The sequence below is a fragment of the Sphingomonas tagetis genome (genome assembly GCF_024211275.1).
Lineage (GTDB): Bacteria > Pseudomonadota > Alphaproteobacteria > Sphingomonadales > Sphingomonadaceae > Sphingomonas > Sphingomonas tagetis.
The window spans coordinates 1-21,495 of sequence record NZ_JAMLDX010000019.1; the positions used below are offsets into that span (position 1 = coordinate 1).

20 protein-coding genes are annotated in these 21,495 nt (G+C 64.1%); 10 read left to right on the forward strand and 10 right to left on the reverse strand.

The features are described 5' to 3' along the window. The 3 genes from M9978_RS18765 to M9978_RS18775 all read right to left on the reverse strand — a co-directional run. Positions 1-693, reverse strand: a 693-nt coding sequence (locus M9978_RS18765; protein WP_254295950.1) for an SDR family NAD(P)-dependent oxidoreductase, incomplete at its 3' end; no start/stop codon positions are given. 4 nt (positions 694-697) lie between these two features. After that, positions 698-1,888 (reverse strand): zinc-dependent alcohol dehydrogenase, encoded by a 1,191-nt coding sequence (locus tag M9978_RS18770; RefSeq protein ID WP_254295952.1) that lies wholly within the window; start codon positions 1,886-1,888, stop codon positions 698-700. After that, positions 1,888-2,475, reverse strand: a complete 588-nt coding sequence (locus tag M9978_RS18775) for an SRPBCC family protein (RefSeq protein ID WP_254295954.1) — start codon at positions 2,473-2,475, stop codon at positions 1,888-1,890. The genes M9978_RS18770 and M9978_RS18775 overlap by 1 nt, the downstream gene beginning before the upstream one ends. Positions 2,476-2,694: 219 nt before the next feature. Between M9978_RS18775 and M9978_RS18780 the strand changes: the two genes are divergently transcribed. Both M9978_RS18780 and M9978_RS18785 read left to right on the forward strand, forming a co-directional pair. Beyond that, complete coding sequence (locus M9978_RS18780; protein WP_254295956.1) at positions 2,695-4,893, forward strand: catalase; 2,199 nt, start codon at positions 2,695-2,697, stop codon at positions 4,891-4,893. Positions 4,894-4,986: 93 nt separating this feature from the next. Beyond that, positions 4,987-6,117, forward strand: a complete 1,131-nt coding sequence (locus tag M9978_RS18785) for an extracellular catalytic domain type 1 short-chain-length polyhydroxyalkanoate depolymerase (protein WP_254295958.1) — start codon at positions 4,987-4,989, stop codon at positions 6,115-6,117. Between the two features lie 129 nt (positions 6,118-6,246). Here M9978_RS18785 and M9978_RS18790 read toward each other — a convergent pair whose 3' ends face one another. Then, the gene (locus M9978_RS18790; RefSeq protein ID WP_254295960.1) at positions 6,247-7,578 is read right to left on the reverse strand and encodes a sensor histidine kinase; all 1,332 of its coding nucleotides are present in this window, start codon (positions 7,576-7,578) and stop codon (positions 6,247-6,249) included. Further along, a complete protein-coding gene (locus M9978_RS18795) occupies positions 7,568-8,950 on the reverse strand; it encodes a sigma-54-dependent transcriptional regulator (RefSeq protein ID WP_254295962.1) in 1,383 nt (460 codons plus the stop codon). Before M9978_RS18795 ends, M9978_RS18790 begins: the two co-directional genes overlap by 11 nt. Before the next feature lie 131 nt (positions 8,951-9,081). Here M9978_RS18795 and M9978_RS18800 point away from each other — a divergent pair, with 131 nt between their 5' ends. The 5 genes from M9978_RS18800 (at position 9,082) to M9978_RS18820 (ending at position 15,520) form a co-directional block, all read left to right on the forward strand. Beyond that, complete coding sequence (locus M9978_RS18800; protein WP_254295964.1) at positions 9,082-9,333, forward strand: hypothetical protein; 252 nt, start codon at positions 9,082-9,084, stop codon at positions 9,331-9,333. Continuing rightward, positions 9,333-10,655, forward strand: a complete 1,323-nt coding sequence (locus M9978_RS18805) for an efflux RND transporter periplasmic adaptor subunit (protein ID WP_254295967.1) — start codon at positions 9,333-9,335, stop codon at positions 10,653-10,655. Before M9978_RS18800 ends, M9978_RS18805 begins: the two co-directional genes overlap by 1 nt. Before the next feature lie 2 nt (positions 10,656-10,657). After that, on the forward strand, positions 10,658-11,338 hold the full coding sequence (locus M9978_RS18810; RefSeq protein ID WP_254295969.1) for an ABC transporter ATP-binding protein: 681 nt from the start codon (positions 10,658-10,660) through the stop codon (positions 11,336-11,338). Positions 11,339-11,362: 24 nt separating this feature from the next. After that, positions 11,363-13,879, forward strand: a complete 2,517-nt coding sequence (locus tag M9978_RS18815; RefSeq protein ID WP_254295971.1) for an ABC transporter permease — start codon at positions 11,363-11,365, stop codon at positions 13,877-13,879. A gap of 270 nt (positions 13,880-14,149) precedes the next feature. Then, entirely contained in the window at positions 14,150-15,520 is a 1,371-nt protein-coding gene (locus M9978_RS18820; protein ID WP_254295973.1) for an APC family permease, read from the forward strand. Positions 15,521-15,994: 474 nt separating this feature from the next. Here M9978_RS18820 and M9978_RS18825 read toward each other — a convergent pair whose 3' ends face one another. Together M9978_RS18825 and M9978_RS18830 are read right to left on the reverse strand one after the other, a co-directional pair. After that, on the reverse strand, positions 15,995-16,228 hold the full coding sequence (locus tag M9978_RS18825) for a hypothetical protein (protein WP_254295975.1): 234 nt from the start codon (positions 16,226-16,228) through the stop codon (positions 15,995-15,997). 20 nt (positions 16,229-16,248) lie between these two features. Beyond that, on the reverse strand, positions 16,249-16,614 hold the full coding sequence (locus M9978_RS18830) for a hypothetical protein (RefSeq protein WP_254295977.1): 366 nt from the start codon (positions 16,612-16,614) through the stop codon (positions 16,249-16,251). 676 nt (positions 16,615-17,290) lie between these two features. On the opposite strand from M9978_RS18830, the gene M9978_RS18835 reads away from it, so the two are divergent. Next, the gene (locus tag M9978_RS18835; protein WP_254295979.1) at positions 17,291-17,944 is read left to right on the forward strand and encodes a PEPxxWA-CTERM sorting domain-containing protein; all 654 of its coding nucleotides are present in this window, start codon (positions 17,291-17,293) and stop codon (positions 17,942-17,944) included. 636 nt (positions 17,945-18,580) lie between these two features. Here M9978_RS18835 and M9978_RS18840 read toward each other — a convergent pair. From M9978_RS18840 to M9978_RS18850, 3 genes are all read right to left on the reverse strand, one after another. Continuing rightward, a complete protein-coding gene (locus M9978_RS18840) occupies positions 18,581-19,069 on the reverse strand; it encodes a hypothetical protein (RefSeq protein ID WP_254295981.1) in 489 nt (162 codons plus the stop codon). Positions 19,070-19,386: 317 nt separating this feature from the next. Continuing rightward, positions 19,387-19,614, reverse strand: coding sequence for a response regulator (locus M9978_RS18845; RefSeq protein WP_254295983.1), 228 nt, complete (start codon positions 19,612-19,614; stop codon positions 19,387-19,389). Positions 19,615-19,683: 69 nt separating this feature from the next. Then, positions 19,684-20,034 carry a low affinity iron permease family protein gene (locus M9978_RS18850; protein ID WP_254295985.1) on the reverse strand — a complete coding sequence of 117 codons (351 nt, stop codon included), beginning with the start codon at positions 20,032-20,034 and terminating at the stop codon, positions 19,684-19,686. Between the two features lie 185 nt (positions 20,035-20,219). Here M9978_RS18850 and M9978_RS18855 point away from each other — a divergent pair, with 185 nt between their 5' ends. Together M9978_RS18855 and M9978_RS18860 are read left to right on the forward strand one after the other, a co-directional pair. Beyond that, positions 20,220-20,528 (forward strand): hypothetical protein, encoded by a 309-nt coding sequence (locus M9978_RS18855; RefSeq protein ID WP_254295987.1) that lies wholly within the window; start codon positions 20,220-20,222, stop codon positions 20,526-20,528. 417 nt (positions 20,529-20,945) lie between these two features. Then, the gene (locus tag M9978_RS18860) at positions 20,946-21,437 is read left to right on the forward strand and encodes a hypothetical protein (protein ID WP_254295989.1); all 492 of its coding nucleotides are present in this window, start codon (positions 20,946-20,948) and stop codon (positions 21,435-21,437) included. The last annotated feature ends 58 nt before the right edge of the window (positions 21,438-21,495 follow it).

Below are 21,495 nucleotides of genomic sequence, written 5' to 3' on the forward strand. Positions count from 1 at the left end.
GTTCGACAGGCCCGACACGATGTGCCCCTGCCCGGCCATCAACGCATCCCAGCCGTCCCTGGCCACCTTCGCGGGATCGGCCTTCTTCTCGTCCTGCCCAACCTTGGTGTCGAGCATGTCGGCACGCGCGAAGAATTCGGTGTCGGTCGCGCCCGGCATCAGCGTGGTCAGCGTCACGCCTTCGACATCCTTGAGTTCGTTGCGCAGCGCCTCGGTGAAATTGTCCACGAACGCCTTGGTGGCATTGTACACCGCGTTGAACGCGCCAGGGACATAGCCCGCGATCGATCCGGTCACGAGCACCTTGCCCTGCCGCAGCGAGACCATATCCTTCAGCACCTTCTGGAGCAGATAGACCGTACCGGTCACATTGGTGTCGATCGAGTGCCGCCAGTTGCTCACGGCCTGATCAAGGAACGCGCCGCCGGTCCCGATCCCGGCATTGGCCGCAAGCAGGTCGATACGCCGTCCGCCTGCCGCCGCCAGCAGCCTATCGACCCCCTCCAGCGTCGAGAGATCGGCCTGGACCGAACGCACGTCGGTGCCGAACTGCTTGAAGTCCTCTGCCGCCGCCTCGATCAGCGGCTCGTCGGCGACGACGATCAGGTCATAGCCGTCCTTCGCCGCGAGCGTCGCCAGTTCGAAGCCGATGCCAGTCGAGGCGCCGGTGATGATCGCGAGCTTGGTCGCCATTCGCCTACTCCGCTGCGAGCGCCAGGCCGGGCTTGAGCACGACCTTGGTCACTTCATTCTGGTTGTCGTGGAACATCTTGTAGCCCTGCGGCGCGTCCTCGAGCCCGAGCGTGTGGCTGATCAGGAAGGTCGTATCGATCTTGTTCTCCATGATCGCGTTGAGCAGCGCCGGCATGTAATGCTGGACGTGGGTCTGGCCGGTCTTGAGCGTCAGCCCCTTTTCCATGAATGCGCCGAGCGGGAACTTGTCGACGAAGCCGCCATAGACTGCCGGCATAGAGACACGCCCGCCCTTGCGGCAGGCGATGATCGCCTGCCGGATCGAGTGGATGCGGTCAGTGCCGAGAAAGGTCGACGCCTTGATCTGATCGATCACGTTGTCGACGAAGAAGCCGTGCGCTTCGAGGCCGACGGCGTCGATCACCGCGTCGGGACCGATCCCGCCGGTCATCTGGAGCAGCGCTTCGTAAGTCGCTGTCTCCTCGAAGTTGATCGTCTCCGCCCCGAATTTCTTCGCCAGTTCGAGCCGGTGCGGGAAATGGTCGATCGCGATGACGCGCTCGGCACCCATCAGGAACGCGGACTGCACCGCGAACAGCCCGACGGGTCCGCAACCCCACACAGCGACCGTGTCGCCCGGCTCGATATCGGCATTCTCCGCCGCCATCCAGCCGGTGGGCAGGATATCCGACAGGAACAGCACCTTCTCGTCCTCGACGCCATCGGGGATGATGATCGGCCCGACATCGCTGAACGGCACGCGGACATATTCGGCCTGGCCGCCGGCATAGCCGCCGGTGAGGTGGCTATAGCCGAACAGCCCGCTCATCGGCTGGCCGTACATCTCCTGGCCGATGTCCTGATTGTCGGCAGGGAGGCCGTTGTCGCAGGCCGAATATTGGTGCTTGCCGCAATGATAGCAGCTGCCGCAGGCTATGGTGAAGGGCACGACGACGCGCTGGCCCTTTTGCAGCGTGGACTTCGCGCCGACCTCGACCACCTCGCCCATGAACTCATGGCCGAGGATGTCACCTGCCTGCATCGTCGGGATATAGCCGTCGTACAAATGCAGGTCCGATCCGCAGATCGCGGTCGAGGTGATCTTGATGATCGCGTCGCGCGGATTGAGGATCTCGGGATCGTCGACGGTATCTACGCGGACGTCGTGCTTGCCGTGCCAAGTGAGCGCGCGCATCAGTTCTGCTCCGCTTCGAGTTGGGCGCGGGTGCGCGAGGCTGTCGCGATCTCGCCGGTTTCCATGAGCTGCTTGAAGCGGCGCAGGTCGCCGCGCGCCTGGATCGCCGGCTCGCGCTGGAACATCTTGGCGACGACCTTGCCGATGAACCCGGCGGGCGGATCGTAGAGGATCGTCACGATGACGACGGTGCCGCGCGCGCCGGCGTCGCGGAACTCGATTCGGCCGCTATTGGGCACGTCGGCGCCTTCCTGTGACGACCAGGCGATCAGCTCGCCCTCGACCTCTTCCGTAATCACCGCGTCCCATTCGACGGTCTTCCCGGCGGGCGCCTTGACGACCCAGTGCGAACGCGTGGACGAGATCACATCGATCCGCTCGACATTGTCCATGAAGCTTGGGAGGTTCGAAAAGTCGCGCCAATAGGCGAACAGGTCCGCGCTTGGCCGGTTGATCGTCACCGCGCGCGAGGTCAGCGTGGCGCCTTTGGCGCCGGGCAGCGTGCCGGCCACCGCCTCCGCTGCGGCAAATTCGTGCTTGGATGTCGCCAGCGGCGCATCGTCCGCGGCGTCGAGCCCGTCGCCCATCGTCTGTCCTTTCGAGAAAGCTGTGCCGACAACAAAGCGCTGGAGCCGCCGTTCCGACAATTCGTGCTGATCCAGATCAGTCGAGGCGATCCGGCTGCAACTTCACCGCACGTTGCCGGTTGAGCGCTGCACAGATCACAGACCTGACTTGTCCTGCGGCGGCGCGAGCCCCGCATCGCCTCGTCCAATTCATTCAATCGACACGACGAGGATCCCCAAATGGCCAAATCTCCGAAGACGTCCGCGCCCAAGTCCGGCGAAAGCCCCGCCGAGGCGTCGAAGCTTCCGCCTGCCGCCGCGCTGTCCACGACCTACGCCGAGACTCAGGGCGGGGGCGGCGAAACGCATCAGGTCGCTGGCGGCGAGGTGGCCACGCTAACCACCGCCAATGGTCACCCGGTCGCTGACGACCAGAATTCGCTGCGCCAGGGCGCACGCGGTCCCGCGCTGATCGAGGACACGCATTACCGCGAGAAAATGTTCCACTTCGACCATGAGCGTATCCCCGAGCGCGTGGTCCATGCCCGCGGCTATGGCGCGCATGGCTTTTTCGAGCTGACCGACTCGCTTGCCGACGTCAGCCGCGCCGATGTCTTTCAGCGCGTCGGCGAGCGGACGCCCGCGTTCGTGCGCTTCTCGACCGTCGCGGGTTCGAAGGGTTCGTTTGACCTCGCGCGCGACGTGCGCGGCTTCGCGGTCAAGATGTACACCCAGGAAGGCAATTGGGACCTGGTCGGCAACAACATCCCGGTCTTCTTCATCCAGGACCCGATCAAATTCCCTGATCTCGTCCATTCGGTGAAGCCCGAACCCGACCGCGCCTTCCCTCAGGCGGCATCGGCGCATGACAATTTCTGGGATTTCGTCAGCCTGACCCCGGAGAGCTTCCACATGATCATGTGGACCATGTCCGACCGCGCGATCCCGCGTTCGTTTCGGACGATGGAGGGCTTCGGCGTCCACACCTTCCGGCTGGTCGACGCCAAGGGAAAGTCGACCTTCGTCAAGTTCCACTGGAAGCCCAAGGCGGGTCTCCAGTCGGTTTGCTGGAATGAAGCGGTCAAGATCAACGGCGCCGATCCCGACTTCCACCGCCGCGACCTGTGGGATGCGATCAATTCGGGCGATTTCCCGGAGTGGCAGCTCGGCGTGCAGCTGTTCGACGAGAAATTCGCCGACAAGTTCGACTTCGACGTGCTCGACGCGACAAAGCTGATCCCCGAGGAAATCCTGCCCGTCCGTATCGTTGGGCGCCTGGTACTCGACCGCGTGGTCGACAATTTCTTCGCCGAGACCGAGCAGGTCGCGTTCATGACGCAGAACGTGCCGCCAGGCATCGACTTCAGCAACGATCCGCTGCTTCAGGGCCGCAACTTCTCGTACCTCGATACCCAGCTCAAGCGGCTGGGCGGCCCGAACTTCACCCATATCCCGATCAATGCGCCCAAATGCCCGATGGCGCATTTCCAGCAGGACGGGCACATGGCGATGCGCAACCCCAAGGGCCGCGTCAACTATGAGCCCAACAGCTGGGGCCCGTTCGATGGCGGCCCGCGCGAGGATCCGGCGCGCGGTTTCACAAGCGTGCCTGCGGCCGAGCCGGAGCCCAAGATCCGGGCGCGGCCGGAGAGCTTCGCCGACCATTACAGCCAGGCGCGGCTGTTCTTTTCCAGCCAGACGCCGATCGAGCAGAAGCATATCGGCGACGCGCTCGTGTTCGAGTTGAGCAAGGTCGAGCGGCCGGACATCCGCGCGCGGACGGTCTCGCATTTGCGTAACATCGACGAGATGCTGGCGGCCAAGGTTGCGGACGGCTTGGGATTCGACCTCCCCAAACCGGCCCAGGCAGCCCGGCCCACGATGATGGACCTGCCGGCGTCCGATGCGCTCAGCATCGTCAAGAACGGGCCGGACAGCTTCAAGGGCCGCAAGCTCGGCATTCTGCTGAGCGACGGCGCCGATGCGGCGATCTTCAATGCGCTGGTCGCGGCGATCGAGAAGGCCGGCGCAGTCTATGAGGTGGTCGCGCCCAAGATCGCCGGCGCCACCTTGTCCGACGGGACGAAGGTTGCGGCGAAGCACAAGATCGATGGCGGTCCGTCGGTGCTGTTCGATGCTATCGCGGTGCTGATCTCCGATGCGGGTGCCGCGCTGCTCGCGGGCGATGCGGCAGCGAAGGACTTCGCCACCGATGCCTTCGCGCATTGCAAGTTCATCGGCATCAGTCGCGAGGCGCAGTTGCTGTTCGAAAGGGCCGGGATCGCCGACGATCTCGACGAGGCCTGCCTGCCGCTCGCCAGCGCCAGGGATGCGAGCGCCTTTCTCACGGCGTGCGCAAAGCTGCGCCACTGGCCTCGCGAACTGGCGGTCGATCTTGACGCCAAGGCGAACCGAGCGAAACCGCCCGCCACCCCGTAAATTAAATGCTGCATTGCAGCAACGATCGGGAATGGCGGGCGTTCTATTCATGTCCGGCCACTTCGGCTCCCCCGGGCCGAAGGAGTTAACGATATGAGATCGCTCTCGAACACGATCGGCCGCCTCGCCGCGCTGCGCAGCCAGTTGCCCGGGCAGGATGCGGCAGCCGCGGCGGGTCGCTTGAGCGAACTGCTGGATTTCGGATCGAACCCAGGCGCGCTCGGCGCCTGGTGCTATGTCCCTGAAACCATGCGGAGCGGCGCCCCTTTGGTCGTCGTGCTCCACGGCTGCACGCAGAGCGCCGCGGCCTATGATCGCGGCGCGGGCTGGTCGCAGCTCGCAGACCAATATGGCTTCGCCTTGCTCTTTCCCGAGCAGCGCCGGGCCAACAACATGAACCTCTGCTTCAACTGGTACGAGTCGGCCGACGGCCAGCGCGGCGCGGGCGAGCCCTTGTCGATCGTCCAGATGATCGCCGCGATGGTCGATCGCCATGACGTCGATCCTGCGCGGGTTTATATCAACGGCCTTTCAGCGGGCGGCGCGATGACCTCCATCATGCTTGCCACCTATCCCGAGACTTTCGCTGGCGGCGCCATCATCGCGGGCCTCCCCTTCGGCACCGCCAATGGCGTGCCGCAGGCCTTCGACCGCATGCGCGGACATGGCGGTCCCGAGGATGCAGCGCTCGGGGCGCTGGTTCGCGCAGCCTCGTCCCACCCCGGTCCATGGCCGAGCATCTCGATATGGCATGGCGGCGCCGATCCCATCGTCGATTCATCCAACGCAGATGCAGTCTTGGCCCAGTGGCGGTCCGTCCATGGCGTTCCCGCCAGTCCCAATCGCAGCGATCGAGTCGATGGGCATCCCCATCGGGTCTGGCTGGATGCTGCGGGAAATGCGGTCATCGAGGACTATCGGATCGGCGGGATGGCCCATGGAACACCGCTCTCGACACGCGGCGAGGACGCTTACGGCACCCCTGGCCCTCACATGCTGGAGGCCGCCATCTCGTCGACGCGGCACATCGCGAATTTCTGGGGATTATTGGAGGGCGGCGCACAGCTTCCGGCGGCTGAAAGGCAGGCTGGAACCAAAGTGACCCGGTCCGAGCGTGTCCAACCCGTCGCGATCGACGATCACAAGCCCGTGTCCGCCCATGCCAGGGGCGGTGCAGGCAGGATCATCGAGGATGCGTTACGAGCCGCCGGCCTCATGCGCTGATTTCCGTTAGCTCGAATTGGAGCGCGGAACCCGTTGGAGAGCGAAGCGAACGGCAGCTTTCGGGATCGCCGGCAAGCAGGCCGAATGACGCCGTTGGGGCGCACAGCTGCCGTACACCGCAATCACAAATCAATCAGGTGCGCGCGCAGGGTTCGAGCTTCCGCGATGGGCGACGATCCTGAATTGGGCCCCTCCCAGCGGGCTGTGGGCAAGCGAGATTGTCCAGCCATGCGCAACGACGATCTGCCGCACAAGATTCAACCCGATGCCGCTGCCGCCTCGCCGCGTGGTGAAGAACGGCAGGAAAACGTCGTTGCGGATCGCCTCCGGAACCCCAGCGCCGTCATCCTCGACCGTAATGAGGACGGCGCCGCCGTGCTGCTCGAACGACAGGCGGACATTGCTCGACCCAGCCTGCGCCGCGTTCCGCAACAGGTTGAGCATTGCCTGTGCAAGCAGATCAGGGTCGGCGTGCAGGATCAGGCTCGGATCGACCGACACGGTCAGGCGATGCTCGATCCAGTCCGCTTTGAACAACCTTTCGAGTTCGGCCGCGAACGGTGCCGCCGCGAAGCTGCGAACCCGCGGGTCGAGCGGGTGCGCGACCGCACGATAGCTCTCGATGAACCGCCGCAACCCTTCGCTGCGCCGCGCCAGCGTCAGCACAGCAGCGCGCGCCTCAGCGATGTTCGGGTTCTCCTCGCCCAGCAGGACGACCGCGCTCCCAGCGAGCGAGGTGACCGGCGTGAGCGAGTTCAGCATTTCATGGGCGAGCACCCGCACGAGATCGGTCTGCATTCCCATCTCGGCCGTGTCGAGCGTGCCCTGCATGGGTTCGATCGTGACGATCCGCACCGGCAGACCCGGCCGCTCTGCCAGGCCCGTGCGGACGAGACAGCGCTGGCTGACCCCGCCGACTTCCAGTTCGAGGACCTCGTTCAGACCACCCGACCCCAGCATTCTTTGCGCGAAGGCCTCACCATAGACCCGGTAATCTTCCGGCCGGGTCCCGACATCGCGCGTCAGCAGCCGCCGCGCCGCCTTGTTGCGCAACTGAACGCCGTGGACCGTATCGACCGTCAGAAGTGCGACCGGCAGGTCATCGAGCAGCACTTCCAGAAAGCGCTGTGCTTCCAGCCCCTTCGCGCGCTCGGCGCGCAGGTCGCGCATCGCACCGGTCAGCGCATTGCCGAGCCGGTCGAATCCGGCGCCGCCGCCCGCATCGAAGCTCGCGGAAAAGTCGCCATGGCGCAGCGCCTCGACAAAGCGCGCCAGCAGCAGATTGGTCCGCCGCACCTGGCCGACGAGCCCGGCGACGCTCCCCGCCGCGGTCCCAAGCGCGACCAGCCGCACCACCGCCAGTCCCGGCTGCGAGAACGCCCAAACCGCCGCCGCAAGCGCGGCGAGCAGCAGCGCGATCCAGCCGAACAGCACCAGCGTGAAGCGATGTTCAGAGCCCATGCTTCTCCATCCGCCGGTACAGGGCCGCGCGCGAGAGGCCAAGTTCCGCGGCGGCGGCGGAGATGTTGTAGCCGTGCTTCTTGAGCGATTCCTCGACCAGCCGCCGCTCGGCACGGTCGAGGTTGAGATCGGCGTCGCGCGCCGGCGTCACCACCGCCCCGGGCGCGATGCGCGGCGCCGGCGCGGTCAGCGACAGATCGCCCGGCTCGATCGGCGCATCGCCGGCCAGGATCACCGCGCGCTCGATCGCATGGCGCAGCGCGCGGACGTTGCCGGGCCAGTCATGCCCCGCCAGTGCGGCCTGCGCCGCCGGACTGAGCGCCGGACGCGGGCGGCCATAGCGCGCGGCATAGAGGTCGAGATAATGGTCGATCAGCGCCGGCACGTCCTCGCGCCGCTCGCGCAACGGCGGTAGCTCGATCTCGACCGTGTTGAGCCGGAACAGCAGATCCTGGCGGAATTGCCGTGAATCGCGCAGCGCGGCAGCGGACAGGTTGGTCGCGGCGATCACGCGAATATCGACCGGCACCGGCCGGTTGGCGCCGACCGGGGTGACATGCCGCTGTTCGAGCGCGGTCAATAATTTGGGCTGGAGATGCAGCGGCAGATTGCCGATCTCGTCGAGGAACAGCGTGCCCCCGTCCGCCGCCTGAATTCTGCCCACGCGGTCGCCCTTCGCCCCGGTGAACGCGCCGCGGACGTGGCCGAACAGCTCCGAATCGATCAGTTCGGTCGCCACCGCACCCAGATCGAGCGTCACCATCGCCCGGTCCGCGCGCCGCGACTGGCGGTGCAAGGCGCGCGCGACCAGCTCCTTGCCGGTGCCGTTCTCGCCCAGCACCAGCACATTGGCGTCGGTCGGCGCGGCGCGCGCGATCAGGGAATGCACGCGCATCATCTCCGCCGATCCGCCGATCAGATCGCTGCCACTGCCCAATGCCGGCCGCACCCCCGCCGCCCCCGCGCGCCGCCGCGAACGGTTGAGCGCCGCGGCGGTGCGCATCGTGGCGAGCAGCCGCTCATTCGCCCAGGGCTTGGAGATGAAGTCTGCTGCCCCTCGCTTCATCGCTTCGACTGCGACATTCACTCCGGCATGCGCGGTGATCATGACCACGATCAGGTCGCCATCGGCCGCCAGCAGCTGATCGAGCAGTTGCAGCCCCTCCTTCGCATCGGTCGCGCCGCGCGCGAAATTGGCGTCGAGCAGCACCACATCGGGCTTGCGCCCGATTGCCACCGACAGCGCCGCGGCGGGTGCGACACAGGTCACCACCTCGTCGAACAGCCCGCGCAGCAGCAGGCGGACCGCCATCAGCACGTCCTCATCGTCATCGACGACGAGACAAAGTCCGAACCGATCCCCCGTCGTCATTGACCGCTCCCGTACAACCGCTGTGCGGAACCGGACAATCAATAACCATGCCACCCCATTGCCGACAGCCGATTTTTCCGGGGATTCCGCGCATTTCGGCACTTGGCACGACTGATGCTGTGGAGGATCGCATGAACCAGCCGGACTGCCCCGCCAGTGCCCACCGCCGCTTTCACGCCGTTCGCTTCGCGCACGTCGCGGCGCTCTGCGCGATCTTGTGCTGGCTGATCTCGAACGCGATCGCGCGCGCGACCGCGCTGTTGGCGCCGCTCGCCCTGTTCGTTTCCGGACAGGATTGTCCGAACCCGGACAGTGTCCGCCCGCCGGCAAGCGCCGCCGCGCTGGTGGCGCCATTGGCATGCGCCTTGCTCAAGGTCCGGTGATGCGCCTGCTCAAGCTTCCCGATCCGACATCCCGGACCGGCGGTCCGGTCGACGGCAGCGGCATGGACCGCGTCGTCGAGACGCGCCGCCTGCCGCGCTGGACGCCCTGGGCGCTCGGCGGCGCGCTGCTTATCGCCGCCGCGCTGGTGTTCTGGCTCTACGCCCCGCGCGGCGACGCGCAGACCGTCGCCGCCGACCGGCTGACGGTCTCGACCGTCACCAACGGCACGTTCGAGGACTTCATCCCGCTGCGCGCCCGCGTCACGCCGCTGCTCACCGTCTATCTCGACGCGATCGAAGGCGGGCGGGTCGAGAAGGTGCTGGTCGAGGACGGCACGCAGCTTGCAAAAGGCCAGCCGATCGTCGAGCTGTCCAACGCCGAACTTCAGCTCTCCACGCTTGCCCGCCAGACCGAGGTCGAGCAGCAGATCAACAATATGCGCAGCCAGGAACTGGCGCTCGCCCAGACGCGCCTCGCCAATGAGCGCGCCGTGCTCGAGGCCGAGCTCGCCGCCGACAAGACGCGGCTTCAATATGAGCGCGAGGCGAAGCTCGCCGAGCGCGGCTTCGTCAGCGGCAAGGCGTTCGCCGACACCACGGCGCAAAATCGCTACGAGCGCCGCCGGCTCGACGCGATGCGCCGCAGCCGCGCGACCGACGAAAAGCTGCAATCGAGCCAGCTCACCCAGCAGCGCGCGTCGATGGCGTCGATGCAGGCCGGTCTCGCCATCGCGCGTGCCAATCTCGACGCATTGAAGCTGCGCGCGCCGGTCGGCGGACAGCTCTCGGGCTTCAACATCCAGGTCGGCCAGTCGCTGTCGCGCGGCGAACGCATCGGCCAGATCGACAGCCCCGGCCGCAACAAGCTGATGGCGGGGGTCGATGAATTCTATCTCGGCCGCGTCCAGCTCAACCAGAAGGCGAATATCGAGCTCGCCGGCAAGAGCTTCCCGGCCAAGGTGACGAAGATCTACCCGCAAGTGCAGAACGGCCAGTTTCAGGTCGATCTGCAGTTCATCGGCCCCGAACCCGCCGATCTCCAGCGCGGCCAGACACTTCAGGCGAAGCTGACGCTCGGCGATCCCGCCCCGGCGCGGCTGATCCCCAACGGCGCCTTCTACAGCGAGACGGGCGGCCAATATGTCTTCGTTGTTGCCGAAGACGGGCGCAGCGCGGTCAAGCGCCCGGTTCGCCTCGGCCGCCGCAACGCCAGCTCGATCGAGGTGCTCGAAGGGGTCGACCCGGGCGAGCGCGTGATCACCTCCCCCTATACCGGTTTCGCCGACAAGGAACGGCTCGACCTCTCAGGCCGAAAGGAATGAACATGCTCCAGATGCGCCAGCTGTTGCGGTTGTACCGCACCGACATGGTCGAGACGACTGCGCTCGACGCGATCGATCTCGACGTCGCCGAGGGTGAGTTCGTCGCGATCATGGGCCCATCGGGCTGCGGCAAGTCGACCTTGCTCAACCTCCTCGGCATGCTCGACAGCCCGAGCAGCGGCTCCTACGTCTTCGCCGGCCAGGAAGTCGCGGACCTCTCCGAGAGCAAGCTCGCCGAGGTGCGCAAGGCGAGCATCGGCTTCATCTTCCAGAGCTTCAACCTCGTCGACGAGCTTTCTGTGCGCGAGAATATCGAGCTGGCGCTGCTCTACCACGATGTTCCCGCCGCCGAGCGCAAGCGCCGCACCGACGAGGTGATGGATCGCGTCGGCATCGCCCATCGCGCGCGCCACCGCCCCAGCCAGCTGTCGGGCGGCCAGCAGCAGCGCGTCGCGGTCGCCCGCGCGCTGGTGGCCGAGCCCCGGCTGATCCTGGCCGACGAACCCACCGGCAACCTCGACACCAATCATGGCGAGGAGGTAATGCGGATGCTCCAGACGCTCAACCAGCAGGGCTCGACCATAGTCATGGTCACCCACTCGGCCTCGCATGCCGATTATGCCGGCCGCATCGTCCACATGCTCGATGGCCGCATCCTCCAGGAACGCCGCCGCGCCGCCTGATCCCCTTGTTTCGGAGCACAGCCCATGTGGCGCAACTATCTCACCGTCGCCGTCCGCGCACTGGCCAAAAACCGCGTTTATGCCGGCATCAATATCGTCGGACTCGCGCTCGGCCTCGCTGCATGCATGCTGATCCTGCTCTATGTCCGCTACGAGACCAGCTATGACAGCTGGATGAAGGGTGCCGACCGCGCTTTCCAGGTGCAGACCGATTACAAGGCGACGCCGCAGGGCGGCGAGGAGATGCACCTCCAGATGAGCGGCATCGTGGTCGGCAAGACGCTGCAAAAAGACTATCCCGATCAGGTCGAGAAGCTGGTCTGGGTGCGCGGCTTCTCGCCGATCGTGATCCAGGACGGCCAGGCCGGCGAGATCGAGGATCTGCGCATGGTCGACGGCAATCTGTTCGAGATCCTCGACGTGCCGTTCGTGCGCGGCAGCGGCGCCACCGCCCTGCCCGACACCAATTCGATCGCGCTGAGCGAGAGCGAGGCCAAGCGCCGCTTCGGCACGCTCGACGTTGTCGGCAAGACGCTGACGATCGTCGACAATATGGGCAATGTCGATTATCGCGTGACCGGGGTATTCAGGGACTGGCCGAAGAATTCGAGCTTCTCCGCCAACGCCGTCGCGCGCTTCGATCTGGGCGTGCAGTTCGCCGACCGCATGGGTCAGGTGACCGGCTGGGACAATCAGCAGGGATGGAACTTCGTGCGGCTGCGCTCGCCCGAAGACGCGAAGCTCATCCACCAGCGCATGCCGGCGTTCGAGAAGCGCAACATTCCGGACGAAGTCACCGGCGACCAGCGCCGCAACCCCGGCGAGTATCAGGACTATCGGCTGACCAACATCCGCAATGTCCATCTCGGCGATGCACAGGACGCCGCGGTCAGACCGGGTAACGACCGCCTCACCGTGATCACCTTTGCGATCGTCGCGCTGCTGATCCTCGGCATGGCGTGCGTCAACTTCACCAACCTCGCCACAGCCCGCGCCTCGCAGCGCGCGCGCGAAGTGGCGCTGCGCAAGGTACTTGGCGCCTCGCGGCCCCAGCTGATCGTCCAGTTCCTCGGCGAATCCGTGCTGGTCACCGCGATCGCGATGCTGCTGGCGCTCGGGTTGGTCGAGCTGTCGCTGCCGGCGTTCAGCGCGTTCCTCGATGCGCAGCTCGAGCTGCATTATTTCGGCGCGGGCGGCGTCGCGCTGCCGGCGATCGGGCTGGTGCTGCTGGTCGGCATCGCTGCCGGGCTCTATCCCGCCCTCTTCCTCGCACGGTTCGAGCCGGCCAAGATCCTCAAGGCCAACAAGTCGGCTGCCGACGCGCACGGCTCGGGCATCTTGCGCAACGCGCTGGTGATCGGCCAGTTCGCAGTCTCGATCGCACTGATCATCTGCACCGCGGTCATCTATGCCCAGACCGTCTATGCGCAGACCGCCGACGCCGGCTACCGCCGCGACGGGCTGCTGCAGGTCGGCAATCTCGGCTATCGTGGCGTCGACAACCGCGACGGCCAGGTCGCCGAGCAGCTGCGCCGCATTCCCGGGATCGAAGCCGTGGCGCGCTCGCAGATCGGCGTCGACCCAGGCAACAATTCGATGAGCCGCGTCTTCCTGCCCGGCAGCACGACGCAGACGGTCGATATCGGCGACTATGCGGTCGAACAGGATTTCTTCAAGGCGATGGGCATGAAGCTGCTCGCCGGACGCCTCTTCTCCGAAGCGCAGGGCAAGGACGACGCGACTACCCCGCCGCCGAGCAATCCCGCCTATCAGGCGGCAGTACAGGCGCTCATCCAGCGCGGTCTCAACGTCGTGATCACGCAGGAAGCGTCGCGAAGGCTCGGCTTCAAGTCACCGCAGGACGCGGTCGGCCAGCGCGTCCGCACCGAGGCCGGCAACGACAATGGACTGATCGAATTGACAGTGATCGGCGTGGTCGCCGACGCGCGCTTCCGGTCGGTCCGCGACCCGCTTCAGCCGATCATCTACACGATGCGCCGCAACGGCTTTGGTGACATCCTCGTCCGCTTCTCGGGCGATCCTGCCAAAGTGCGCGAGCAGGTCGAGACGGTTTGGAAACGCACCATCCCACAGGTGCCGTTCGGTGCGCGCTTTGCCGAGGACATCGTGCGTCAGCAATATGATCAGGAGACGGCACGCGGACAGCTGTTCGCCGCCTTCGCCTTGCTGGCCGTGGTGATCGGCTGTCTTGGCCTGTTCGGTCTCGCCGCCTTCACCGCCGAGCGCCGCACGAAAGAGATCGGCATCCGCAAGGTGCTTGGGGCGAAGACGCGCGACATCGTCCGCCTGCTGGTATGGCAATTCAGCCGCCCCGTCCTCATCGCCAATCTTATCGCCTGGCCCGTTGCATGGTGGCTGATGCGCGACTGGCTCAACGGCTTCGATCAACGGATTGCGTTGACCCCGTTGCCCTTCATCACCGCTGGCGCACTCGCATTGTTGATCGCGATAAACACCGTGGGCTGGCACGCATTCCGAGTGGCGCGGACGAGCCCGGTTCAAGCGCTGCGCTACGAGTGAAGCGCGCATCGTCACGGAATTTCGCGGCAGCTTTCGGTGCGATGGTGTGCGGAACTTGCGGCCGCCGTCGGGGTGTTTCTTACGATCGCCAAATTTCAACGTTCAGATGATGCCGACATTGCCGCTTCTCGGCGGTCACTGGTTGCCGAAAAATTGCCAGTCGATCCTCTCAATGGGGCATCAGCGAGGAGACAGGACTGCGGACAAGCCTTGACACGACTTGCCGAAAGCGCAGCCCCGCTGATTAGCGTTTGGCGCTCCCGACCATACGTGTTCTACCTGTGGCGGGGCAAATACATCGGGGGCAAGCAGATGCATCAGGGCGATGGCAGCCATCTGCTGCGCGTATTGGGCGTGGCGTTCGGCATTGCGGTCGTTGTCGGCGGGACCATCGGCCAGGGTATCCTGCGCACGCCGGGGCTTGTGGCCGCGGGTGTCCCCGATCCGGCGCTGATCATCGGCCTTTGGCTGCTCGGCGGCTTTGTCTCCTATGTCGATGCCATGTCGACGGTCGAGCTCGCATCCTCGATCCGCCGCACGGGTGGGCCTTTCGCCTTCGTTGACGCGGCCTTCGGGCCGATCCTCGGCCTCGCTGTGGGCATTGCTGACTGGCTCGCAGGGATCGGCGTTTGTGGCTTCGTCTCCGTCGTCTTCGGCGAGTATCTACACCGCCTCGGCATTGCCACCTCCATACCGCTCGGCGTGCTCGCCGCGCTGCTGGTCCTGGCGATCGGTGCAATCCATTTGTGTGGCACGAAGATCGGCGGGCTATCGCAGGAAGTGGGCAGCGCGATCAAGGCGGCTCTCTTCACCATCCTGGTCGGCGCGCTGTGCTTTGCGCCGCGCGGAGTGTCGGTACCCTCCGACATCCCACCGGCAGCGGTCACTGCGGGCGGGATCATCGTCGCTATCCGCGGCGTGTTCGGAACCTATTCGGGCTGGAACAGCGCGGCCTATTTTTGCGAGGAAGTATACAATCCCAAACGCGATATCGCGCGGGCCACCTTCATGGGCATTCTGGCAGTCACGGCGATCTACGTGCTGGTCAACCTAGCGCTGTTGAGCGTGCTCTCGCCCGCCGAGATGGCGGGCTCGAACTTGGTCGCGGCGGATGCGGCGGCGCGGGTCTTCGGTCCGCGCGCAGATATGATTGTCACCGCGATCTCGCTAATCTCGCTTGTCACCCTGCTGAATGCGGCGGTGATGATCTATCCCCGCATCCTTTTTGCTCTCGCGCGCACAAGGGAGATTCCGCACCTGGCGCACGTCGCGGACAACGGCACCCCACGGCTTTCCATGCTGGTGACCGTGGCGGCGGGCGCACTGCTGGCGACGATCGGCATTTACGAAATGCTGCTCGCCTTCAGTGTGTCGCTGCTCGCGGCGACTGGCGTCTGCGTCAACGCGGCGGCAGTCGTCATGCGGCGCCGCTTCCCCACCCTGCCGCGCCCCTATGCAATGCCGTTTTTCCCGCTCCCGGCAATATTCGCAATGGTAGTTAACGCGGCACTCCTGGTCGCCTTCTTCGTCGAGGACGCGCTGACAGCGGCACAAGCCTTGGCCCTGCTGGTGGTGCTTACCCTCGGCGTGTTCTTGGCGACCCAGCGTGGACGAATCGCCCGGGTAACTTCTGAATTTTAAAAGCAGCATTCGAGGCGTTGGAAGGCTCCACAGGGACGGGGATGCATGGATCTTGGAATGGACTGCAGCTATCGCCTCGGCTGCGAGCAATGCTGCGCCGTTCCGGCTGACGAGACGGCAGGTCCTGGCCTACGGCCCGTTGAGGGACGATGCCGAGCCCACTACGCCCTGGTTGGTGCAATCGCCGCGGGGTTGGCGTCTGGGGCGGAATTCGGATGTCATTTCCTATCTTGCCGGGCGCGATTTCCCCGCTGCGTTCGCCGAAGATCCACCATATTGCGGCCTGTGCCGACCGTGAGACGGCCCTGCCGCCGCATACGGCCAGCTCAAGATCTGCTTGCAGCAGTGACTGCGATTGGACGACCCCATCACCCATCATTCGACGTTCCCGCGCTCCGCGCGCGCCGCCAGCAGGGGTTCGGGCCGACCACCACTCCTCGCGGTCAAGCGGCTCATTGACCTCGGTCCGCCGTCTCAAGCGCCCTTTGTGCGAGGATCCCCGAACATTGTGAGCATCTGTGCGGCGAGGCCACATAATGCGCCGATTGCCGCGCATTTGGCGACCATTGAGAATTCGAAGCCGTTGAGCGCAGCGACGACAAGGCCGATGGACATGCCGATTGTCGACCCGTCCCAAATGGCGCTTTTCTCGCCCTTGAAGCTCGCCAGGAGGGCCGCACCTGCAGTCCCGTAGACAATCCACCACATGTTGTTGCCTCCCCGAAACATCATGCGCTGAATTTCGTTACCGATTTCACATCCTTCGCGAAAAAAGGGTTGGGCCACGGCGATCGCTCGCCCCAGTGGAAAATCAGACAGGGGTGACCGGGGATGATCGCGGCGATCTCGGTGTCGCTGAAGACCGGCGCATCCATCCAGTGCCTACGAGAGAACTTTCTCTCCCGCGCTCGAACGCCGCGCAATTGAGAACCAACGGTGGCAGTCCAGTCGACCCCACCCAGTTGAAAGGTGATCGAATATATTCGCTCCTCGTTGGGCGGAACGGAGCCACCACCCGTCGCCGCGAACGCGCCGTAAATCGCTTCTTGCCGATCAGCGGACACGCCGGGAATGTAGAACTTGGGCGGTCGCATGCGCCAGACTTAGCAAGGCTCGATTGCGATGGCCACGGGAGCGCCCTGCAGATCTTCGACTTGCAGCTGATCTGGGAGCCATTGCCTGCTGAACACCCTATCAAATCATAGGGGTTTGTTCACGACCTGGGACTAGTGGAGCGAGGTCGCCCCGGCATCGGACAGCATCCGCCGGGGCGGCCGTCGCTTCAAAGGCTACTGGCCCGGAAATGCCTACCGCCCATTAACCAGCATCAATGTGATCGCACCAATATCGGCTTAAGGTCGATTGCAGACGTATTAGCGGTGGAGGCGGCAATGCGATCGGACGATATAGCATATTATCGTGAGCGGGCGCGCCAGGAGCGGGTCAAGGCGTGTGGCTGCGAAAACAACGCGGTGGCGCTCGTCCATCTCGAAATGGCTGATGCATATGAAAGGCGACTGGAAGCTGCGACCGTCCAGTTACATCTCGTACCTGCGTGGACGCACGGGAAGATCGGAATCGCGTCCTGATTTGGCGCCATACGCAATAGGTGTTGAGACCCTTTGCTGTCCCAAAATGGGGCATCCGCTCAAAAAGTGAGGATCGATCGGAACTCTGAGGCATCTGGTTAATTAGCGTTAATGCGATCTTGGATCCAAGATTGTGCGGTTCGCCGTATCACGCATCACCACAGTCTAAGGGTTCACGTTCATGACGATGAAGACGCTTTTTGCGGCTGCCGCGCTTGCCGCCAGCCTAGTTGCTGGTTCAGCCAACGCGGCCAGTTTCTTTACCACGCCCGGGTCGGCCGCCTCGTTTGCAGCACCTGCCGGTAATGCGACAATCAACTTCAACGGAGCGCTTCCTGCCGGCTTCACGCTCTCCGGCGGGCCGCTGGTTCAGCTGATTACAGGTGACACCGCCACTTCGGCCGAGCCGGCGTTCAGCGATGGCAGCCGTTATCTCTCCGTGGCCGGCGGTGGCGCGGCAACCCTGGCGAATGCGACTGTTGGCTACAACACCGTCAGCATTTTCCTGGGTTCGATCGATGCGTTCAATGGCGTCGATCTGCTGGATGCGGTTGGGAATGTCATTGGAAGCTGGGAAGGCTGGGCATTCTCGACGCCGGCTAATGGGAATCAGGAAATCCCGAATACCAATCGGCGGATCACGTTCGCGCGTAGCGAGGGCGATGCATTGATCAGCGGTATTCGGATCCGCAGCGCTTTCAATTCGGCAGAAGTCGACAATGTCGTCTTCGCGGTACCCGAAGCCTCGACCTGGGCGATGATGTTGTTGGGCTTTGGCTTGGCAGGCATGGCAATCCGCTCGCGCCGTCGCCAGCCTAAGGTCGTGTTTGCCTGACACAAATATGTTCGTGAAGGATGCCGGGCCTCACGCCCGGCATCTCTTTACGTGCGCAACGCCAAATCGACTCCGGGAATTCTGGGGTTCGCACGCTGCAGCCATGCTTGTGCGACTGCTCTCGACAAGCGGTTGCCGCACGGAACAGTTGGTGTGTTTTTTGGCATCGTGCGGCACTAGGCGCCGTCGCCATCGGACTTGCGCCCGAATGTCCCATGCCGTTCGATCATCCGCTGACGGTAGGCTTCCGTTTCGCGTCGGCGCTGCCGAGCAATTCTACGGCCTGGCGCATTATAGCGTGCAAGGCCAACGCAACAGACCATTAGACCAACAAAACTCGACACCAGTAATATGGTCGCCATCCTCAATTCCGATGATCGAATCCTGTGCTGCGCATAACGGCCGATTGGCGGAACGGCTCCGTCTGGGGAGATGGGTCACGCCCCGTTTCAGACATGACTTGGTGTGCGGGAAAAAGAGGGCCATCTCGAGCGGCGCTGATCATCGCAGGAAGGGGTTGCCTGCCCGTTCGCTTGCCACCCAATTTGCGTCGTCGTCCTCCTGGCGGCGCGCCGGCAGCGGGCGTGCTGCACGCGACCCTGGTTCGGGACTAGCGCAAATGGTGGGCTGCACGTCTTAACGCGGTCGCCTGCAAGCTTTTCCCTGGTACTGAAACCGGACGGTGCGGTACTCTTTGCCGTTCCACCGCTGCACGGGGAAGCAAAAACCCTGCCCTGCTATCTCGATGTCGGGCCAGCCGCGAGTTCCCTTTTCCTTGAGCACGTTCGCGATCCCTTCGCTACCGACAATCAGCTTCCAGGTGGAATTTGCCTGCTTGCTGACGATCACGAAGCCGACTTCATCGCCGCCGTAGCAAAAGCTGCTTCCCTCCGTGATAATCGCTTCAGGTCGACCATCGCCGTTCAGGTCTCTGATCTCTTCGATCTTGCCCGGCTCGTAAACGCTGCCCCGAGGTGCGTCGCACGCGCGCCATTGTCCACTTACCTGTTTGAAGCCAGCGGCGCGAAAAGCTGCAGCCCGATCGACGCTGGATAACTGAGCCTGAGCATCAGCTGGCACAGCAATGAAGGCTAAGGCTAGAGTGGATGCAGCGATGAGATGCATGGCGTCCTCCTATGGCTCGTGAGCGACCCAGCCAGCAATGAACCGCGATTGCAACGCTCGCAAGGACCGCTTGCGACGCAAACCAGGCCATTCAATCACGCCACGGCGCTTCCCCGGCGGACGTTCCGCTTGCCGGAACCAGCGATCTGCCCGGGAATGTCCGCGATCAGGGCGCGTCGCTGACGGGCAGTTCACAATAAGAGCTGCCCCACAACTCCCGGTCCGAACGCAAATTACCAGCTGACTGCTATCAGTGACGGGAAACCATCATTCCGACCACCCGAAACTTCTCGTCGCGCTCGATTCTAGCAAACGATTCATACGGCCCTTCGCTCGTCCAGCACAGCATCGCGACCGAGCGCTTCGCGCACCTTCGCGGCCAGGCTCGCATCAGTGAAGGGCTTGGAAATAAGGTCCACACCTGCTTCCAGCCTGTCGTCGCGCATGATCGCGTCGCGCGTGTAGCCCGAAGCGAACAAGACCTTCAGCTGCCGATGAATCGCGCGCGCCTTGTCCGCGACCTCTTCACCCGACATGTTCGGCATTGGTCTCCCATTTCACACTGGAGCCACGCTGGTTAGCCGAGGTTGGCCGAGCGGGCGCGGCCGTTTCATTCATTCACGGGGACATAGTCCTTCCTGATCCTGACGGACACGTTCGATCTCTTCTTCATCACGATTTTCCAAACCGATAAGGTCGTTGCGCGCGGCCGCATTGACCTTGATGAGCTCGTCGATCTTCGCCTGTAGAGCCGCCCCATCCCTGTTTTGCGTTGCCTGCAGAATAGGCAACAGCAACAGCGTGACGATGCTGATTGAGATATTGGCGCCGCCGAGAAAATGCTCGTCTCCCGACGCGTAAGCTGCCGCGCCCACGATCGAGAGCGCGATGCAAACCATAAGCATGGCCGGTCGGCCGCTGAAACGAGCGCAACCAGTTGCGAAACGGTCGAACAGCCTTTTCAACGGAACCTCCTCCGCTCGTGCGCTGGGATAACTCAAGGAAGGCGGCGGCGTTCCTGTCCGCTGACGATGTCTGGCAGCTTTGGCATCGTTACCGGTTCGCGCCGCAGGCAAGGAACTCTCATGCCGGCGAGTCCGTTGAGACGCCTGACCCGCCAAGCCGGGGCAAACCAATGTAGGAGAGTATCATGGAAGATCGTGATCCGCGGTATCAGGGTTCGGAAAAGCCGAACGATACGCTGGGCGAAAAGATCGCCAATGCGCTGGACGGCCATGACGATCCCAATCGGGGACCGATCGATCGCCTCGTCAACGCGGTCGAAGGGAAGGACGACCCTGACAGGGGCCCGATCGACAGAGCGGAGAATGCCCTCGATGGCACAGACGATCCCAATCGCGGCCCCCTCGACAGGACCGAAAACGCGCTTGATGGTCGGGATGACCCGAACAGGGGGCCAGTCGATCGGCTCGAGAACGCGGCCGATCGCGCGCTTTAAGGGATTTCCCTCTGAACTGGAAAGGGGCGCGCCTTGCGTGCCCCTTTCGTCGCGTAAACATCGGAACGACGTCAGGCCAACGTGCCAGCGCCCGCGCGCTTCTGGTATCGACAGGTGGCGCGTGAGCCGGACGCAACAGACAAGCCACCTTCCCCCTTCCACTGCTTCAGCGCGTCGCCGTAGAGGATTGACCTCGTCGTTCTGATGCACGGTCGCCTCCCGCTATCCTTTCGCAATATCACGGATTTACCCGTCGAACCTGATATCGCCATTTGTGACGAGACGGTTCGCATGAGGTCATCGCGACATGGCAGGCCGGGTGTGGGCGGCTCAACGTGCCGGCAAGGTGCCAGGAACAAGCGGTCACAATTTGGCAGCGACTCCGAGCCGTCGCGGTGCTAATCAAAGACGATGCACATGCTGCTGATCGCGGCGTTCTTAGCCCCCGTCATGACGCAGGAGGGCGGTGGCGAAGTGCGGCCTTCGAACCCGACGCGGTCGGGCGAGCGCGCGATTGTGCAAGCTGGCAACTGCGATACCGGCGTGTCGGACAAATCCATCCGCATTGACAACCAAAGCGGCGAGGTGATCAGCAGTATTGCAATCCGCGTCACGAAGTCGTCGCGCCAAGGCTTTGGCCAGCTGGTTCGTAGTACAAGCACATTCGGAATCACCTTGCCGTTGCCTGGCAATGTTCCGCTCGCGGCGCGCAGCTCGGTCGAACTACCGGTCGCCAGCACCTCCTGCACAAGACTTGTTTCTGTGGTGATCGAACTTGCGGACGGACGGAAGGTCCACAAAACAGCGGCTTGCGATCAGCCGGTGACGTTGACCGATGCTGACCTCGCTGCCGCTACGCCGCGCGCTTCTCCCTCGCCTGCACCGCCAACGCCACCAGACGGGCAATGATGTCGGCGCGTGCTTTACATGGTTGCTACTGAGCAGAGCATCGAAACCGCCGCATGCG

Coding starts and splice junctions, on each gene's coding strand:
- M9978_RS18860 (WP_254295989.1), top strand. CDS start 20,946: ATGCTGCTGATCGCGGCGTTCTTAGCCCCCGTCATGACGCAGGAGGGC.
- M9978_RS18805 (WP_254295967.1), top strand. CDS start 9,333: ATGCGCCTGCTCAAGCTTCCCGATCCGACATCCCGGACCGGCGGTCCG.
- M9978_RS18855 (WP_254295987.1), top strand. CDS start 20,220: ATGGAAGATCGTGATCCGCGGTATCAGGGTTCGGAAAAGCCGAACGAT.
- M9978_RS18835 (WP_254295979.1), top strand. CDS start 17,291: ATGACGATGAAGACGCTTTTTGCGGCTGCCGCGCTTGCCGCCAGCCTA.
- M9978_RS18795 (WP_254295962.1), bottom strand. CDS start 8,950: ATGACGACGGGGGATCGGTTCGGACTTTGTCTCGTCGTCGATGACGAT.
- M9978_RS18800 (WP_254295964.1), top strand. CDS start 9,082: ATGAACCAGCCGGACTGCCCCGCCAGTGCCCACCGCCGCTTTCACGCC.
- M9978_RS18840 (WP_254295981.1), bottom strand. CDS start 19,069: ATGCATCTCATCGCTGCATCCACTCTAGCCTTAGCCTTCATTGCTGTG.
- M9978_RS18825 (WP_254295975.1), bottom strand. CDS start 16,228: ATGTGGTGGATTGTCTACGGGACTGCAGGTGCGGCCCTCCTGGCGAGC.
- M9978_RS18785 (WP_254295958.1), top strand. CDS start 4,987: ATGAGATCGCTCTCGAACACGATCGGCCGCCTCGCCGCGCTGCGCAGC.
- M9978_RS18770 (WP_254295952.1), bottom strand. CDS start 1,888: ATGCGCGCGCTCACTTGGCACGGCAAGCACGACGTCCGCGTAGATACC.
- M9978_RS18790 (WP_254295960.1), bottom strand. CDS start 7,578: ATGGGCTCTGAACATCGCTTCACGCTGGTGCTGTTCGGCTGGATCGCG.
- M9978_RS18830 (WP_254295977.1), bottom strand. CDS start 16,614: ATGCGACCGCCCAAGTTCTACATTCCCGGCGTGTCCGCTGATCGGCAA.
- M9978_RS18845 (WP_254295983.1), bottom strand. CDS start 19,614: ATGCCGAACATGTCGGGTGAAGAGGTCGCGGACAAGGCGCGCGCGATT.
- M9978_RS18775 (WP_254295954.1), bottom strand. CDS start 2,475: ATGGGCGACGGGCTCGACGCCGCGGACGATGCGCCGCTGGCGACATCC.
- M9978_RS18810 (WP_254295969.1), top strand. CDS start 10,658: ATGCTCCAGATGCGCCAGCTGTTGCGGTTGTACCGCACCGACATGGTC.
- M9978_RS18780 (WP_254295956.1), top strand. CDS start 2,695: ATGGCCAAATCTCCGAAGACGTCCGCGCCCAAGTCCGGCGAAAGCCCC.
- M9978_RS18815 (WP_254295971.1), top strand. CDS start 11,363: ATGTGGCGCAACTATCTCACCGTCGCCGTCCGCGCACTGGCCAAAAAC.